The sequence below is a fragment of the Brevibacillus sp. 7WMA2 genome, from assembly GCF_010748895.1.
GTDB classification, from domain to species: Bacteria; Bacillota; Bacilli; order Brevibacillales; family Brevibacillaceae; genus Brevibacillus_B; species Brevibacillus_B halotolerans.
The window spans coordinates 1,134,860-1,150,177 of record NZ_CP048799.1; the positions used below are offsets into that span (position 1 = coordinate 1,134,860).

The following is a 15,318-nucleotide window of genomic DNA, read 5'->3' on the forward strand; positions in this document are numbered from 1 at the left end:
TTCGATCGATTCCACATATATGTTCAAATGGAGTCTCTGTTAGGAAGCCCCGTTAATTGTTGATGATATGGAGCTGCTTTAACAACCGTTCCAAGAGCACCGCCGCTTCCACCCGGGTCGTGTATGCGTCAAGGGTGCAAATTGATCAGCGCTGCGCCCCTGGACCTACTCAGCCCCATTGGGTACCGCGGGACTCCGGTTAGTTGCTATTCAGGAAGCGCGTGTCAATTGCGACGAGCCGTTCGCTCTATGCTATCAGCGGTTACTTTGTACAGTTGGTGCGGCAAGTCGTGTCCCATGCCGTCAACCAACATTAGCTCGGCGCCCGGAATGGCAGAAGCCGTGTCCTCGCCACACGCCGGGACGAACAGGGGATCGTCCATCCCATGAATGACAAGTGCTGGTACTTTTATGGTCGCCAGCCGCGGACGACGGTCACCGGAGACAGCGATCGCAGCAATTTGTCGTCCGACACTACCTGGATCGTAGGCTCGCTGGACTTCCTCCAGAATGAGCGCCCGATAAGCGTCCTCTTCAAACGGATAGCCGGTGCCGGCGATGCGTTTGGCAAAAGAGAGGCTGTGCGCCAAAAATCCTGCTTCATCCTCAAATGGGTTCGGCGCCGGTTTAGTCATCATCGCCATGACATCCGGGGAAGTTTGCGGAAGGGTGGGATTACCAGAACTGGACATAATGGAGGTGAGTGATAAAACCCGTTCAGGGCACTCACTGGCTGCAATCTGGGCGATCATTCCGCCCATCGACCTGCCAACGAAATGTGCCCGGTCAATTGAAAGGGCGTCGAGCAGTCCGATAGCGTCGTTGGACATGTCATCGAGAGTGTAAGGGATGTCCGGTCGCTGTCCCGACATGAGAGCAGTCGCCAGTGCGCCAAAATCCAGCGCCTGATAATAGCTAAAGTGTGTCGAGCAACCTGCGTCACGATTGTCAAAACGGATCACGCGAAAGCCCCGCGCTGCTAATATCCGACAAAATGGAACCGTCCATCGGATCATTTGGGTTCCAAGCCCGGCGATTAGGAGAATAGCCTCGTCATTTTCGTTACCGAAACTGTCATAGGCCAAATCAACGCCGTTGACTTTCAGAATGTTCATGATCATGTTCTCCTCCAATTAATTCGGTATCGGAAGTTCTGCCATAGGCAGAAGGCGTGAATCTTCGATCGCTGCAGTCCGATGTCCGATACCGGCTAGGTAGTCTTGATGACTTGAGAAAGCAAGAAACGACTGCGCGCTGCTCTGGCGGATCAGCATGACAAGATCCCATCTTTCGTCTTCGGGTCCGATAAGAAACTCTCCGCCATCGCCAAGAAACATGACTTCACCTCCGCTTTCACGGAGAAATGGGAGGGTGTGCTCAATATAGCGGTTGAAAGCTTCGGCACCGCTGATTGGGACCTCCGGTGTTAGTTCAGGATTGGCTGTGTAATCGGCAACATCACGAAAACGCAGCAGGTTCAACATGACGATGCTGCCCTCAATGCCTCGCTGCATGAACCTCATGCCAGCGCGTTGCGATGGTTCGATGTAACGAATAGATCCAAACTCCGTCATAGCGGCTCCTTTCGTAGTTCCTTTTTTCATTCTAGATTCTTTACGCCTCCACATGCCTTCATTCATAAGTTCTCTTCAGGGAATGCATTAGCGGCTAAACTTTTGATATAGTTTCTGATATCAGGTGCCCAGTCATCGATGAAGTGGTAAAAACGATCCGAATCACCAGCATACATTGCCCGCAGAGCTTCTTCGTATTGATGGAAGTTCCCGGCCATAGCTGTCATAAAGTGATATGTTGCTTCTTGTGACTCTCGTATTTTGCTCTGTTTTCCTCCTGCACGGCGAGCTTCATCAACGAGTTTTCGTAATGTTACCGACGCCCCTCCAGGTTGACTCTTGAGCCATTCCCAATGCCGTGGCAATAACGTAACCTCACCGGATACAACCCCAAGCTTGGGTCGACCGACCCGCCGTGTAGGCTGGTGATTCACTTCCGTACCAGGCAAGTCACCAAACTGTTCTCCTAATCGTTTGAGCACGTCATCTGTCTTCCCACGAAAATCAACATCTATTTGCTTCCCCGTGGTATCGTCAAATATAAGCAGCTGTGTGAGGTCTCTGTCATCCAGAGCATCCTTCACTGTAGAAACAACGTGCTGTAACGACCCCCTGACGACGACTCCCACACCCAAAAATGCCGTGCAGTAAAAGTGGGTTAGGTCATTTCTCATGCTACACCTCCTCCTCTAATGTTTCACTAATTTTACCCGGGTAAAAATAAAAAGTCAATAGTACCCGGGTAAAATGCATTTTGTCGTTCGCTATGGAGGGAATAAATGCAAAAGACGCGGCCTAAGAGGAACCGCGCTGTTGAGGGCTAGTGTTTGCTTTATGTTGTACATGCTGTGTTTTGTCGCTAAACTTCCCGTTACTTAAGTCCCCGTTAATAAATTAAAGTTCCGATTTTGTTTTTGTAAATGGAACTTCAAATTATTTGAGACTCATATAGTCTGAAATATACAGCTTGGATATACTTGTTCAAGTAATAAGTTCCAATACTCGCAGTAATAGGAACTTTCAATTGGAGGGAATACAGTGAAGCGAAATTGGAAACTGGACGAGCTGATTGAGCATTTTACTTTTCTTCCGAACGAAATGCAGCAAATAGGGAATAAGAGCGGCGAAACGAGGATCGGTTTCGCGGTCATGTTTAAGTTTTTCCAATAGGAGGCGCGATTTCCGTTCCACAAATTTGAAGTTCCTAAGGATGTCATTTCATACATCGCCAAGCAAATCGAAGTGCCGGCAGAACTGTATGCACAATACGATTGGAACGGTCGGATGATTAAATATCATCGTGCTCAAATCCGAGAATTTTTTGGCTTTCGAGAAAATACCGTTCAAGATTCACAAGAGATGTCGGAATGGCTATGCCAGCATATCTAAGTTATATGGTCTTAGAGTCGACTCAAAGCCTTTCCATCAAACCAACGCAGGAAAATGATATATTCTATGGGGGATTGAGGATTGAGTGGGTTAATAGATATTCTTCTTTTAATTCTCTTTATTTTTTATTGAGTCCGATAATATATATTATGTAAACAAATAAAACAAAAAGAAAATACAATGAGGCAGACAATAAGACATTAGGTATCTTTATATGATAATACGACGAGTTGTATTCGATTGGAGGTTTTCATTACATACCTTGGGATGTTTATGTATCAATTATAAGCCGCTTGAATTTTGATTTATTTACATATAGTGATATTTAGAAGTAATTTAGGAGCTTTAGTGGCACTGTATTGGTTATTAGTAAGGGATAAATCGTTTTAAAAAACAGTCGAGTTTGCTGATATAAAATGGGCTGTTCCTGATTACGTACAAACCGTCTAGATCAGATTGGTTATAAAATTAACCACAGCTATTACTGAACAACGATCGTGGAAGCTAAATCTGTTAGTAAACATCAAATGGACAAGTTTTTTTCCTGTCGTTTTTCACATGCTGAAACTAGATAAAAAGTACGTTTCCTCAACATACATAATTGAACAAGCAGGAGAGAAACTAATGGGATAGTGTTGGGAAAAGGAATCGAATTTATTATTTTAATTTCAGTTCATGAAATGGCTGTTTTAAGAACTGAAATTAGGAATTTTTTAAGGATTACAGATTTCCATCGTTTCTGTCTAATTGTCTAATGACACAAATTCGGTTACCTTATTGACGTAAATAAATCTGGTTACCCACGAATAAGCTCTTATTAATTGACACAAATGTGGTTACCACATTGTTTAATGGTAACCACATTTGTGTCACAGTATTTAAGTTCATCTTAATGCACACATCGTTAATTTTACCTTATATACCGCATTGTCTTATGGTTTAATGGCTTTAATAACTGCTGATACAATATAATCATCGACATTTTTCCCAGGTGCCCAATCTTTTATAAATTCTTTTGATTCATCCTTCGGATCTATTTGAATATCTATAAAACCGGCATTAATTAAATATTGTTTTAGTTCATTTATTGGAGATGAACCAGATATGCAACCAGAATAAAGCTGAATATCTTTACGTATCTCATCAGGTAAGTCATTAGTCATTACAATGTCTGAGATGGCCAAGCGACCACCTGATTTTAGTACACGATATGCTTCCTGGAACACTTTTCCCTTATCGGGAGATAAGTTAATAACGCAATTTGACATAATTACGTCCACAGTGTCATTTGCAATTGGTAAATTTTCGATTTCACCAAGTCTAAACTCTACATTTGTATATTGATTCTTGTGAGCATTTGCACGTGCTTTCGATATCATTTCAGGAGTCATATCAACCCCAATTATTTTACCTTTATTCCCCACTTGTTTTGAAGCTAGGAAACAGTCAAATCCTCCTCCACTCCCTAGATCAACAACTACTTCATTTTCTTTTAATTCGGCTATTGTTTGTGGGTTTCCGCAACCTAATCCAAGATTTGAGCCAGCAGGTACTGATTTAATTTCTTCAATTGAATAACCAAACTGAAGTGATACATCTGAATCTGGGGAACAACAACTTGTAGGACCACAGCAACTTGAATTATCAGTTGCACTAAGTGCTACCTTTTTATAATTATCTCGAACCGATTCTCTGATTTGATCTTTTGTTACTTCATTCATAGTAAGACCTCCCAAATGTTTTTTGGCACCTATTTCAATCATGTGCACGAAAAAATATCAATTACTGGTTATTATTAATCAAAAAAGTTGATTAATGGTATGATTATCTGAAGCTACCTACTCTCCCGAGTAGGCAAAACTCTTTATTCGATCACCAATTTCATTACATATGCGTTGGAATACTGCCCATTGCTCATCTTCTGTACCCATTGCTTTTGCTGGATCATCAAATCCCCAATGTACTCGATTCGTATCGCCAGGTGTTACAGGGCAAACGCGATCAGCATGATCGCACAAAGTTATAATTAGATCTGCTTTTTCTACTAATGCTGCATCAATAATGTCTGAAGTTTGATTAGAAATATCGATACCTACTTCACTCATTGCTTTTACGGCCCTTGGATTTACTCCATGAGCTTCAATACCAGCCGAAAATACTTCCCATGAATCGCCTAGATATTTTTTAGCCCAACCTTCAGCCATTTGGCTTCTACAAGAGTTACCTGTACACAAAAAGTAAATCGTTTTTTTCATGGTGCATCCTACCTTTCCAATAATTGATTCGAATAATATTTGCGTTTAAACCATAAGGCTACGTTTACAAGGGCAATCATGACAGGTACTTCTACTAACGGTCCAATTACAGCTGCAAAAGCTACACCAGAATGGATACCAAATACACCAACAGCTACAGCAATAGCAAGCTCAAAATTATTGCTACCTGCTGTAAAAGCAAGTGTTGTAGTGACTGGATAATTTGTTCCAAGTTTTTTCCCCAGATAGAATGAAACGAAGAACATTACTACAAAATAGATCAAAAGTGGGATGGCAATGCGAATGACATCAAAAGGCAGACTCACAATGGTATCTCCTTTTAAGGAGAACATCACGATTATGGTAAAAAGTAAGGCAATTAGAGTAATCGGACTGATTTTTGGAATAAATACTTTTTCATACCAGTGGCGACCTTTTATTTTTATCAGCGTAAAACGAGTGAGCATACCAGCAAAAAACGGAATTCCTAAGTAAACCAGAACTGATTTCGCCACTTCCAACATGGTTATGTTTACGACAGCACCTTCTAATCCTAACCATTCCGGAATTACTGTTACAAACAAATATGCGTATACAGAGAAAAAGAGCATCTGAAACACTGAATTAAAGGCAACAAGGCCCGCAGCATATTCGGTATCACCTTTTGCAAGATCATTCCACACGATTACCATAGCAATGCAACGTGCAAGGCCAATCATAATCAAGCCGACCATGTATTCTGGTTTATCGTATAAGAAAATAACTGCTAATCCAAACATTAAAATGGGACCAATAATCCAGTTTTGGACAAGTGAGAGTAGTAATACCTTCGTATCTTTAAAAACCCGCCCCATCTCTTCATAACGTACTTTAGCAAGAGGTGGATACATCATTAAGATTAGACCAATGGCTAATGGTATTGATGTTGTCCCTACTTTCAAACTATTTAATCCTGAAACAAACTGAGGATAGATAAAACCTAACCCAATACCAATTCCCATGGCTAAAAAGATCCATATTGTTAAATATCGATCTAAAAACGATAACCGTTTTTTACTTAGAGTACCCATTAGAGGTACCTCCTTATCTCTTTTGTATCTCTTCGAGATTACTCACATGTAATGGAAAGATTAGCTTCTTTTAGCATCTCAAAGTCTTGTTTACAATCTGGTAGTTGAGATAAAGAAATTCCGATTTTCTCTATGGTTGTGCGGTTTAATGAATAGAAGACCCACTGCCCTTTTCTTGTTTCTTTTACTAAGTTCTCTGTTTTTAGTCGACTCATATGTCGTGAAATGGATGGTTGAGAAATGCCAAAAATCGGGACTAATTCACACACACAACAATCTCTTTGATTTAAAAGAGCAATAATTTTTAATCGAGTTGGATCGCCTAAAGCTTTTAAGGCCGCAGATAGTTGGATCAAATCCATTACCATATTCACCTCCTCTGTAATGATAATATAGCTATATGGCTATATTATCATTTTAATTTCATATTCTCAACTATACCTTATTCTTATTCTTATTCTTGAATAATGTGTCACGAATTTATTTTATTACTCTTGTTCCGTAAGGAACATCTTTCTGTGGTTTAGCCGTTCTCTTTTTATTTTTGTATGTGGACAATTTAAAGTGGCTAGAAATGCTGAGCGTACTTGTTCTGTTTCCAGGTACATGTGGAAAGGTTCTTTTTTTAAGAAATCTATAGTGAAGAAAAAAGGCCGAATGTTTTCTGTTTGGAATGGTACGATATAAGCGCTTTGATCGAACTCTTTGTTAATCGATGCATAACGTAAGTATTGATAAAATAATAAAAGTGATACATGAGCTACTGATCTACCGAATATCCATTTAAGTGAAGAACGTGATTCTTCTGTTATATCATGTGAAGCCTTGCTCCATTGAGAAAAGAGTTTTTCAAAAAAATCATTGTGCGCTTGAAATGGAAATTTTACTTCTTCGGGGGTTACAATCATAGGACTTGAAATAGAGGTTATATCTTGCGAATTACGATATCTTTCTACTTGAGTTCTCCAATGGATATATGCAAATGCAAAGGGACATTTAGGTGCATTATCCTTATCTACATAGTATCGTTTAATACAATTTTTATGGCTATGTAGTATTGTGTGTCGTAAATGACGTGCTATCGATGAAATAATCCTGCAATAGCTAGGGTATAAATCCTCATGAAGTTTTTGCACTCGAAAAGCATGTCTAATATGTTTTTCTTTTATGTTTTCAAATTGACCATTTTCTTGTATTTCACGTTGACCTTTTATTTCTCTGATTCTTGGGGTACTTTTGATCGTAATATAGGAGCTAGTTTTAAGAAGATGTGGTAATGCAGCTTCCAACAACCCATCTAATGTTTGAGGAGAATACTGTAACTCTTGTGAAGGATACATTTGAAGCGTTTGGAAGACTTCCCTTTGCTCATTTTTTAAATCCACCCACTTTTTAACTTTATCGTCCTTTAGAATTTGATTAATAGACCATGTAGAGTAGAACGTTTCAGATCTTTCGACCTGAAAAAGTCTGTATCCACAATTGCAGGTAAATGCTTCAGAAAAACCCTTATCTGTGCATCCATACTTGAATTCCTGATTACATTTCGGACATTTGTGATGTAAACTTTCTAGATGAAATGGACAGTTTTGTAGAAAGGTAACTTGGTGAAGATGACTGTGATACCCTTTTTTTAAACACTCTTTACAAAATGAAAGGGTTGACCGCATGAAGAAGTTCTCGTTGGTCCTGAATGGGAAGTACTTAAATAACAGATCAAGGTAATAACGGTTTTGTAATAAGAGATCATCTATAAATATCTCTTTGGTTAGTTTGGGATCAAATCCACGCATAGCAATGAAATTCGTATTGAGCTCCCCGACTTCTCCTCTAATTCTCTGGACTCTTTTTGTACCAAGAATTTGTAATAAGTACCGGGATGATATGTCATTCGCATATTTGAATTTTTCAACTATTGACCAAGGAGATTCAAACCATCTGATCCAATCATTTCGCCAGGTATAAGAATGTCCCTTATTCATTTTATTCTCCTTTTAGTCAGTCATGGTGAGTCTGAATTTTCAATTCAGCCAATAGATATCCAGATTCATAAATTGCTTCCTCCCACAATGCTTTAGTCAACCATTTTTCATTTAGACCATCTGCCCCATATTCCAGAAAAGCGTATTCGATCGTAGTAATGAGATACTGCATTGGTATATCTAAAGGTCCTGTTATTTTTGCTTCTTTTCTAATCGTGTGAAACAAATCGAAGATTTCTTCTGTGAAATCCCCCAATCTGTGACCCAACGCAAAGGCTTCTGGAAAATAGTATCGTGTATAAGACCAGCCACTTTCTTGTGGGTACTCTGTTGTATTGTCGTAACACTGTAAACAGATTCGTAAGTCTTCTATGTTTCTTACACCCCGAAATTGATGCTCATTTACCATAAACCTTCCAACTAATTGATGTCGATTTGTTTCAAGAAACAATGATCTTCTGTGCAATAACTCTAATTGGCCAACAAGAATAACAGTCATTGCAATACGGTATGAGTCTAGTTCATTATAAATATCCATTAGCCAACCATATTGAATCTCATGTAAACATTGAGCTTCATCAATAAATAGTACGACCCGTTTTAATTTTGAGTTGTCTCCTTTTTCAATCAAAAATTTATTTAGTCGACTTCTTTTTATTGCACTTTTACCTGTATATGGAATGCTGTGGCCAACGTCTTGAAGGAGTGTTTGAAAAAAGTTATTTTCGTTGGCTATTTTTTCATGTAAAGTTCGCACATGAAAGATCGGAAGATCATAGCTAAATTCATTGGGTAGTGTACGAATAAGATATTCGATTGCTCTAGTTTTGCCTAAACGTGGCCGACCATAAATAATTCCTCCTGGTGAGCGATACTTTATCCATCTATGAACAGCTTGATACATTCGCAAAACTTCATTACTTGGAATAATATAGGCTCGTTCTTCAACGGGATGAGTTCCTTTCGGAACAGATGGTCTTGGCTCAATGAGTTGACTCTGTACTTGTCCCATTATAGGTCTCCTTAAATATTTATTGTTTTAAACTTTTTCCGTAGCGAAGCTAGTTCCTCCTCGGTTCTTTTTGTTTTATGCGATTGAATTGCGTTAGAACGGCTACACGATGTCTGCTCTTCTTTAGCTTGTTTAGCATCATCTTTATTTTGATCTAAATATCGTTTAGCAGCTGCTAATTTAGTTCGTGATTTTTTATCCCGGATGGCTTTGCTTTCTAAATAGTGTTGTAAAGCTTCCACAGGATCATCGAGATTTGTATAATGGAGCAATCGTTTGCGATAAAGCGCATTCACTTGTTTTCTCATTTGAAGAGTATGCGGCGTAATCCCCCATCGCCCAGATGCTGTTACATAACCAATTTCGGAACCATCTTTTAAAAATGCTTTTAGAAATCGAATGTCTTGTGTATTTACTAAGAGAATTATTTGTGTTCCGATTAAATCAAAAGTGGAAGATAAAAGCTCATTTCGATACGTTACACCTTCGTAAGTAATGTAAGGACGTTTTCCAGTTTTTAAGTTTCCTCTAATGGTTCTAATGGCTGTCATTTCAAAAAAACCAACTTCTCTTCTAGCATCTTCTGGCAATACTCTTGGTTCCATTCCCTTCATCACCCTTTGTTTCATTACTTCTAATGGAGTTAAGTTACCTAAACCACTATGTGGAGTTCGATTGTAATTTGCAATCAATACAGCTGTAATTTGCTCTAATTCTTCAACGTTCAGAGCGTATTTTTTTATCATTTTTTCATGGTACTTTCTTTTAGGATCTGAAGGACTACTTCCAGTCGTAATGGGAAGGCGATGATATCCATTTTCTTCTAACAATCCAAAGAAGCGCTCAACAAATGGTCTTCTCTCTGGCATGTTTACAGGACCAGGATTAATAGAGCAACCTACTATTTCTGTAAGGCGATTGGTTACTATTTTAGCGAGATTTGCCTTGGCATTATCATAGCTAAACTCATTCCACAATGCCCATTGTGCTTCTGGTATAACTTGATGATGAAATCCACCATTACTGGGGTACTTCAGTCCTGGAATTGTAAGTGTTTTTATGTGATTTGGTTCTATTGAATTACGAATACATGATAATACATCACTTGAGGAGTACTGGGAAGCAATTGAAATGTGATAACCCAGTACCACTCTGGTTGCGATATCTATAATGACTAATAACCAAATTCTTTCTATCGTGTCAGTACAATCATCTCCGTATTGATTTTTAAAAGTTAGGGTAAGGGTTAAATCTATGGAGTGACCATCAAATTCAACACGTTGGAAAGGACGTAAAGAATTTGGCTTTTTATCGCCTATACCTGTATTTTTAAGATGCCTGGCGGCATCTATTCCATAACGGTTAGCAGCTAGTTCCGGACATGCATGTTCAACAATTTTGATATAACGATATAAAGACCGAACAGCTAGATCTTTTGTGTTGAATGGATAATCGGACATGGTTAAACCTGAAGCTCTACATGCATCTAAAAATTTCCGATGGATAAATTTTGGCTTTATTATGGGGTCAGTTGCATTGGAGTGTTTAGTTTTTAAGATTATCTCGTCGAGTATTTTTTTTATAGAAGGATAATTTGATAGTAACATTTGAAATGAGCCGGTAAATTTTTTCACGTTAATAAGGGATTTTCTTCGGGTGTAAGTTTTGATCGTTTTATATGGAATAAGGGCGCGGTATCCCCAAATCATTCCGTTATGATCAAGAGATAGGCATTTTCTCACATATCTTAAAATAATTTGCTTATGGATTCCTGTTTCCTCAACAATATTTTTGATCGTATATTTTGGATTCATATACATATCAATAGCGCGTTTTCTTTTTAAAAATATATGTCTGTCCTTATCACTCAAACTATCTAATAGTACAGATGGCCAAGTAGATACATCTAAGAGTGAGGAATCAATAGCAATGTTCTCAAATAGCTTCCTGTATGCCATGTTTCCACACCTCTGTGGTAAGACCTATCGATACTTCGTTAATATTGGAATCTAGTTCTCCAGAATAAATCATATAGTAAAGGGAGGTATTCAGTCGAGAAACAGATAAATGATTAAGTTCATCTCGAATTTGCTTAAATGTTAAGCGTTGATTTTGGAGGGTTTTCGTTATTTGGTAATGATCCATTTCATTAGGAATACGATTATAACGAATATAGGGGATAATTTGCTTCAAGTTATCTAAAAGCACGTGGTTTTTTCTTATTTCATTCTCAGTTTGAACTAAATAATCATAGCCATTCTCTTCACACCACATTTTTTGAATGGTAGTTTGTCTTAAAGAACGCTTTGATTTAGGATTGTTTGGATCTAATTCACTTTTATACTTCACTTCAATAAAACATTCACTTCCATCGACTCTTTTGACCCACATGTCAAAGACTGAAGTGACTAGGGTATTATCAAAGGAGATCTGAATCCTTTTAGGCTGTTCGCAAAAATGAGTAATATGACAATTTGATTCCACCAGAACCCAATGGTCGTACTCAAGATCGCTGAAAAGATGAACCATACGGTTCATTTTTGGGCTAAAAACATACCAGTAATTACTACCATACTTACTACTTCTTTTGGTTGTAATGGGTTTATCAAACATAATTAGCCCCCCCTTATAATCATAATATCATTTTTGAAAAAATCTTAAAATCATTAAAAATATACGAATAAAAGATTCTCTTTTTATCTAACATCATTTCTTCGAAATAACAGGAAGGTAACCAGATTTGTGTCAAAAGAAAAGAAGGTAACCACATTTGTGTCATTTTTTTTTGACACAAATGTGGTTACCTAAAAGAAAAAACATATGATTTTATTATAACTGCAAGTAACCGAATTTGTGTCATTGGACAGTTTCTTGCTTCCTAATGACTTAGATATGGATATCATATATTGTATATAAATTAGATATATGAGTTACACTTTAATTTTTCAAATATGTCCTAAATGATCAGATTTTCTTTAATACCTTTACTGATAACAAGGATTCAATCTTACTTTTTACATTCTTTCTGGAACCCAATCTTACTTATAAGATATCTTTTCACTCATCGATCGAATACTATCTCTTTAAAAGCATCATTAACTGTAAATAGTCCCCATTCCTTTAAACTGGGTTCATTTAATTGAGTTGATACAGGTATGCAGCTAATTTCAGATGTCATGTATAGCTGATAACTTGCCACTTTCTCTGCCTGTTTGGAGACAAAAAACAGTTAAATCCCTACTCCATTATCTTAGATCACGACTTCTTCCGCTTTTTATTATCCGGAAATACGTTTGTAGATATAACTTTTGGTGGTTTTATTTGTTTAAAAAAGGCTTACGCCATAGCTCTTCTCCATCCGTATTCAATATTAATTCTGATCGAATGGATCGTGAAAGATACATGTGAACTAGTAAAAAACGTAGCTTACCCCCATTAGGCAATTTGTTAGAAAGCCGATTCCCTATTAAAAGGGAACCGACTTATCCATTACAGGGTAATACGGTGAGTATTTTACTAGAAAAAAGAGAGAGTCTTTGATATATTTCACAGCAAAAAAGAAATTGTTACTTACTATATACTGATTTCAGATTTACATAGACTCTTTCATTTCTAGATCATTTTTTTCACCACCGGAGTCTATCTTTACGAATCAAACGTTTATTTTCCTTAATTTTACGCAACGAAGATTTGTCTGAGAGCCGAGTAAACAACATATGACCAGGCTTCGAATTTACTTCAATAATCCAAATTCGGCCACTTTTTTCAATTCCAAGATCGATTCCCATTTCACGAAACGAATGATGTTTGCTCATCGTTCGAGCAATGAGATAAGATAGATTTTTTATTTTTTTTAGTGTTCTTTTCACTTTTTCTCTATCTTTGAAGAGCTTCCATAGCACCTTTTCGAGTTGTACCCCATACCCCCCTTTTTGATAATTAGTCACAAAAAGATTCGGGGCGGCAACACGAGCAACAATACCAGGAATGACCCAATCTCTTTTCGGCTTCTGCATGTAGATTCTTATATCAAAAATAGAGCCTTTGTAGGTTGCCAATTTAATTCCTCTCTGTACAAGATAACACTTGGAGGCCTTCTGATAATACCGAATTTCCTTGTACACTGAACTAGCACCAACATAACTAACATAACGACCGCGTCGAATCTCATAACCACATGTAAGCTTTTTAGCTCTAATTATCCCCGATCCTCCGCTACCGTGGTTGGGTTTAATATAGATAGTTGAATGCGATTTCAAAAGCTTTAAAGCCTTTTTATTCGTAAGCCAGTGTGTCTCAGGTAAATGGTGTCGCAGTACGGAATGCTGTAACATTTCCTTATGCTTTCTCATTTTTCCAATTCCCACAGGTATCCTCTTTTCAATTTGACATGTTAAACATTTTATGAATCAGCATTTATTGAGACACGGCGTATATCTACATTTCCAAAATAACTTTTTACCGTGCATGGAAACAAAATAGAAAAAAAGTCTATTGCCTTTTCAAGCTCAATTCGCTATTGTCGACCACTAACAGACTTCGTATCGATTTGAACGCAAAAAAAGAGTCGCGATACCAAGCGACTCTTTTTGTATGCCAGATATGTTTTTTCATAGTTCTTATTTTTAAGGTTCCTTTCTCGCTTTGCTAGGTGAATCTATTGCTACAGGGATTACTACTCCCCCTATCTTCTCATTCGTATCCTTATGCAGAAGTCGAATCTGGATTCTTCGGTGCTGATGCATCATGTTCATATCCGGCAAGTGCAAATTTAATGTAAAGACTAAGAATGACACTGACGATAGCAGAAAGTACCATCGGGATATAGCTACTATCGGAAAAGCGATCAAACAGCAAACCATACATCAGTTGTCCAAGTGGTATTGCAGCCATTGTCATGGATGTAACCAGTGCCATTACACGACCAAGCATTTCATTTGGTGTATCGTTTTGTAACATGGTCATCCCAACGATAGAAAGAATCGTAATAGAAGCCATGATACCAAATCCACATATTGTAAATATCCAGAACGGAATTGTTGCATCTCGGAAAATACTTGTGAAAGATGGGAGAATGGAGCCACTAGTGGCTAATAGGAAAATACCTGATAGAAAAAGCATGGACACAAAAGCATTTTTCACCGTCAGTTTTTTCGTTAATAGACTCAAGGCGATCGGAGCCATGAGACTACCAGCCATGATTACTCCTTCGCTTAATCCGTACATTTGATCCGACATTTTCAAGTTTATTTTCGTGATATAAGCAATTCCAACTGTAAAAATCGGTGATATGAACACATTTGCAATAAGAGTCGCAAAGATTAATTTACCAAGATATTGGCTCTTCCCTACGAATTTGAGTCCTTCTTTTAAATCATTCCCAAAGTCCGAAACGATACTGGAGGATTTGGCACGGATTGTTTGTGGGATAACCATAAACATTTCAAGAATTGCCGCCAATAAAAAACTAATTCCATTGATTAGCAGAAGAGCATCCAAGCCAAAGGTCCCATATAATATTCCTGCAAGAATTGGACCTGTCATATTAGCTAGCGTCATGAACAAGCTATTAAGCGAATTGGCATTAAGAAGCTGTTTCTCCTCTACTAATGAAGGTATAGATGCTTGTACAGCCGGTTCGTAAAAAGCAGTGAAAACCGATAGTAAAATTACCCCTATGTAGATTGCTGGCAGGTCTAGTAGTCCGTTTTTAGACAAGAGTAGCATCACACCGACGATAATTGCACAAAGAATGTCCAGTACAATCATGATATTTCGGCGACTAAACCGATCAGCGAATACACCAGCGATTGGTCCTAGTAGAATGGTTGGGATTAATGACATAACCAGAACAGAAGCAAATAACGTACCTGATCCAGTAATCCCAAGGACATACAAGGAAAGAGCAAAACGCTGGATGATACTGCCCGTAAACGAAATAACTTGACCAATCATGAGCAAGGTAAAATTTTTATTGGTAAACAACGATTTCATTTCTCCCATGCTTGTTCTCCTTACAATGAGATAGAAGAAAGG

15 protein-coding genes are annotated in these 15,318 nt (G+C 38.1%); 2 read left to right on the forward strand and 13 right to left on the reverse strand.

What is annotated here, in order from left to right; all coding sequences use genetic code 11:
* Positions 1–224: 224 nt before the first annotated feature.
* From GOP56_RS04545 to GOP56_RS04555, 3 genes are read right to left on the reverse strand one after another with little or no spacing between them, the layout of a single operon-like run.
* Complete coding sequence (locus GOP56_RS04545) at positions 225–1,115, reverse strand: alpha/beta fold hydrolase (protein ID WP_163244644.1); 891 nt, start codon at positions 1,113–1,115, stop codon at positions 225–227.
* 18 nt (positions 1,116–1,133) lie between these two features.
* Complete coding sequence (locus tag GOP56_RS04550) at positions 1,134–1,640, reverse strand: DUF1330 domain-containing protein (protein ID WP_163244645.1); 507 nt, start codon at positions 1,638–1,640, stop codon at positions 1,134–1,136.
* On the reverse strand, positions 1,637–2,248 hold the full coding sequence (locus GOP56_RS04555) for a DUF2239 family protein (RefSeq protein WP_163244646.1): 612 nt from the start codon (positions 2,246–2,248) through the stop codon (positions 1,637–1,639). The genes GOP56_RS04550 and GOP56_RS04555 overlap by 4 nt, the downstream gene beginning before the upstream one ends.
* A gap of 364 nt (positions 2,249–2,612) precedes the next feature.
* Here GOP56_RS04555 and GOP56_RS23580 point away from each other — a divergent pair, with 364 nt between their 5' ends.
* Together GOP56_RS23580 and GOP56_RS24330 are read left to right on the forward strand one after the other, a co-directional pair.
* Positions 2,613–2,744: a DUF4158 domain-containing protein gene (locus GOP56_RS23580; RefSeq protein WP_163244647.1), complete on the forward strand. Its 132-nt coding sequence runs from the start codon at positions 2,613–2,615 to the stop codon at positions 2,742–2,744.
* A gap of 72 nt (positions 2,745–2,816) precedes the next feature.
* Positions 2,817–2,963, forward strand: a complete 147-nt coding sequence (locus GOP56_RS24330) for a hypothetical protein (RefSeq protein ID WP_371807981.1) — start codon at positions 2,817–2,819, stop codon at positions 2,961–2,963.
* A 932-nt stretch (positions 2,964–3,895) separates the two neighbouring features.
* On the opposite strand, the gene GOP56_RS04570 is transcribed toward GOP56_RS24330, so the two are convergent.
* The 10 genes from GOP56_RS04570 to GOP56_RS04615 all read right to left on the reverse strand — a co-directional run bounded on the left by GOP56_RS04570 (position 3,896) and on the right by GOP56_RS04615 (position 15,285).
* Positions 3,896–4,684, reverse strand: a complete 789-nt coding sequence (locus GOP56_RS04570) for an arsenite methyltransferase (protein WP_163244648.1) — start codon at positions 4,682–4,684, stop codon at positions 3,896–3,898.
* 117 nt (positions 4,685–4,801) lie between these two features.
* Positions 4,802–5,218 carry an arsenate reductase (thioredoxin) gene (gene arsC / locus GOP56_RS04575; protein ID WP_163244649.1) on the reverse strand — a complete coding sequence of 139 codons (417 nt, stop codon included), beginning with the start codon at positions 5,216–5,218 and terminating at the stop codon, positions 4,802–4,804.
* A gap of 8 nt (positions 5,219–5,226) precedes the next feature.
* Positions 5,227–6,288, reverse strand: coding sequence for an ACR3 family arsenite efflux transporter (arsB, locus tag GOP56_RS04580; RefSeq protein ID WP_163244650.1), 1,062 nt, complete (start codon positions 6,286–6,288; stop codon positions 5,227–5,229).
* Between the two features lie 38 nt (positions 6,289–6,326).
* Positions 6,327–6,650: an ArsR/SmtB family transcription factor gene (locus tag GOP56_RS04585; protein ID WP_094701491.1), complete on the reverse strand. Its 324-nt coding sequence runs from the start codon at positions 6,648–6,650 to the stop codon at positions 6,327–6,329.
* Between the two features lie 126 nt (positions 6,651–6,776).
* A complete protein-coding gene (locus GOP56_RS04590; RefSeq protein ID WP_163244651.1) occupies positions 6,777–8,270 on the reverse strand; it encodes a hypothetical protein in 1,494 nt (497 codons plus the stop codon).
* A 16-nt stretch (positions 8,271–8,286) separates the two neighbouring features.
* Positions 8,287–9,282 (reverse strand): ATP-binding protein, encoded by a 996-nt coding sequence (locus GOP56_RS04595; RefSeq protein WP_163244652.1) that lies wholly within the window; start codon positions 9,280–9,282, stop codon positions 8,287–8,289.
* A gap of 11 nt (positions 9,283–9,293) precedes the next feature.
* Positions 9,294–11,240: a transposase family protein gene (locus GOP56_RS04600; RefSeq protein WP_163244653.1), complete on the reverse strand. Its 1,947-nt coding sequence runs from the start codon at positions 11,238–11,240 to the stop codon at positions 9,294–9,296.
* Positions 11,218–11,895 (reverse strand): TnsA endonuclease N-terminal domain-containing protein, encoded by a 678-nt coding sequence (locus GOP56_RS04605; protein WP_163244654.1) that lies wholly within the window; start codon positions 11,893–11,895, stop codon positions 11,218–11,220. The genes GOP56_RS04600 and GOP56_RS04605 overlap by 23 nt, the downstream gene beginning before the upstream one ends.
* A gap of 1,013 nt (positions 11,896–12,908) precedes the next feature.
* The gene (locus tag GOP56_RS04610; protein ID WP_174250659.1) at positions 12,909–13,649 is read right to left on the reverse strand and encodes a YheC/YheD family protein; all 741 of its coding nucleotides are present in this window, start codon (positions 13,647–13,649) and stop codon (positions 12,909–12,911) included.
* Between the two features lie 337 nt (positions 13,650–13,986).
* Positions 13,987–15,285, reverse strand: coding sequence for an MFS transporter (locus tag GOP56_RS04615; protein ID WP_163244655.1), 1,299 nt, complete (start codon positions 15,283–15,285; stop codon positions 13,987–13,989).
* Between the last annotated feature and the right edge of the window lie 33 nt (positions 15,286–15,318).

Excerpts from the sequence above, each read along its gene's own strand:
- GOP56_RS04550 (WP_163244645.1), bottom strand. The coding sequence starts at position 1,640 with ATGAATGAAGGCATGTGGAGGCGTAAAGAATCTAGAATGAAAAAAGGA.
- GOP56_RS04545 (WP_163244644.1), bottom strand. The coding sequence starts at position 1,115 with ATGAACATTCTGAAAGTCAACGGCGTTGATTTGGCCTATGACAGTTTC.
- arsC (WP_163244649.1), bottom strand. The coding sequence starts at position 5,218 with ATGAAAAAAACGATTTACTTTTTGTGTACAGGTAACTCTTGTAGAAGC.
- GOP56_RS04555 (WP_163244646.1), bottom strand. The coding sequence starts at position 2,248 with ATGAGAAATGACCTAACCCACTTTTACTGCACGGCATTTTTGGGTGTG.
- GOP56_RS04600 (WP_163244653.1), bottom strand. The coding sequence starts at position 11,240 with ATGGCATACAGGAAGCTATTTGAGAACATTGCTATTGATTCCTCACTC.
- GOP56_RS04570 (WP_163244648.1), bottom strand. The coding sequence starts at position 4,684 with ATGAATGAAGTAACAAAAGATCAAATCAGAGAATCGGTTCGAGATAAT.
- GOP56_RS04615 (WP_163244655.1), bottom strand. The coding sequence starts at position 15,285 with ATGGGAGAAATGAAATCGTTGTTTACCAATAAAAATTTTACCTTGCTC.
- GOP56_RS04595 (WP_163244652.1), bottom strand. The coding sequence starts at position 9,282 with ATGGGACAAGTACAGAGTCAACTCATTGAGCCAAGACCATCTGTTCCG.
- arsB (WP_163244650.1), bottom strand. The coding sequence starts at position 6,288 with ATGGGTACTCTAAGTAAAAAACGGTTATCGTTTTTAGATCGATATTTA.
- GOP56_RS04590 (WP_163244651.1), bottom strand. The coding sequence starts at position 8,270 with ATGAATAAGGGACATTCTTATACCTGGCGAAATGATTGGATCAGATGG.
- GOP56_RS04605 (WP_163244654.1), bottom strand. The coding sequence starts at position 11,895 with ATGTTTGATAAACCCATTACAACCAAAAGAAGTAGTAAGTATGGTAGT.
- GOP56_RS04585 (WP_094701491.1), bottom strand. The coding sequence starts at position 6,650 with ATGGATTTGATCCAACTATCTGCGGCCTTAAAAGCTTTAGGCGATCCA.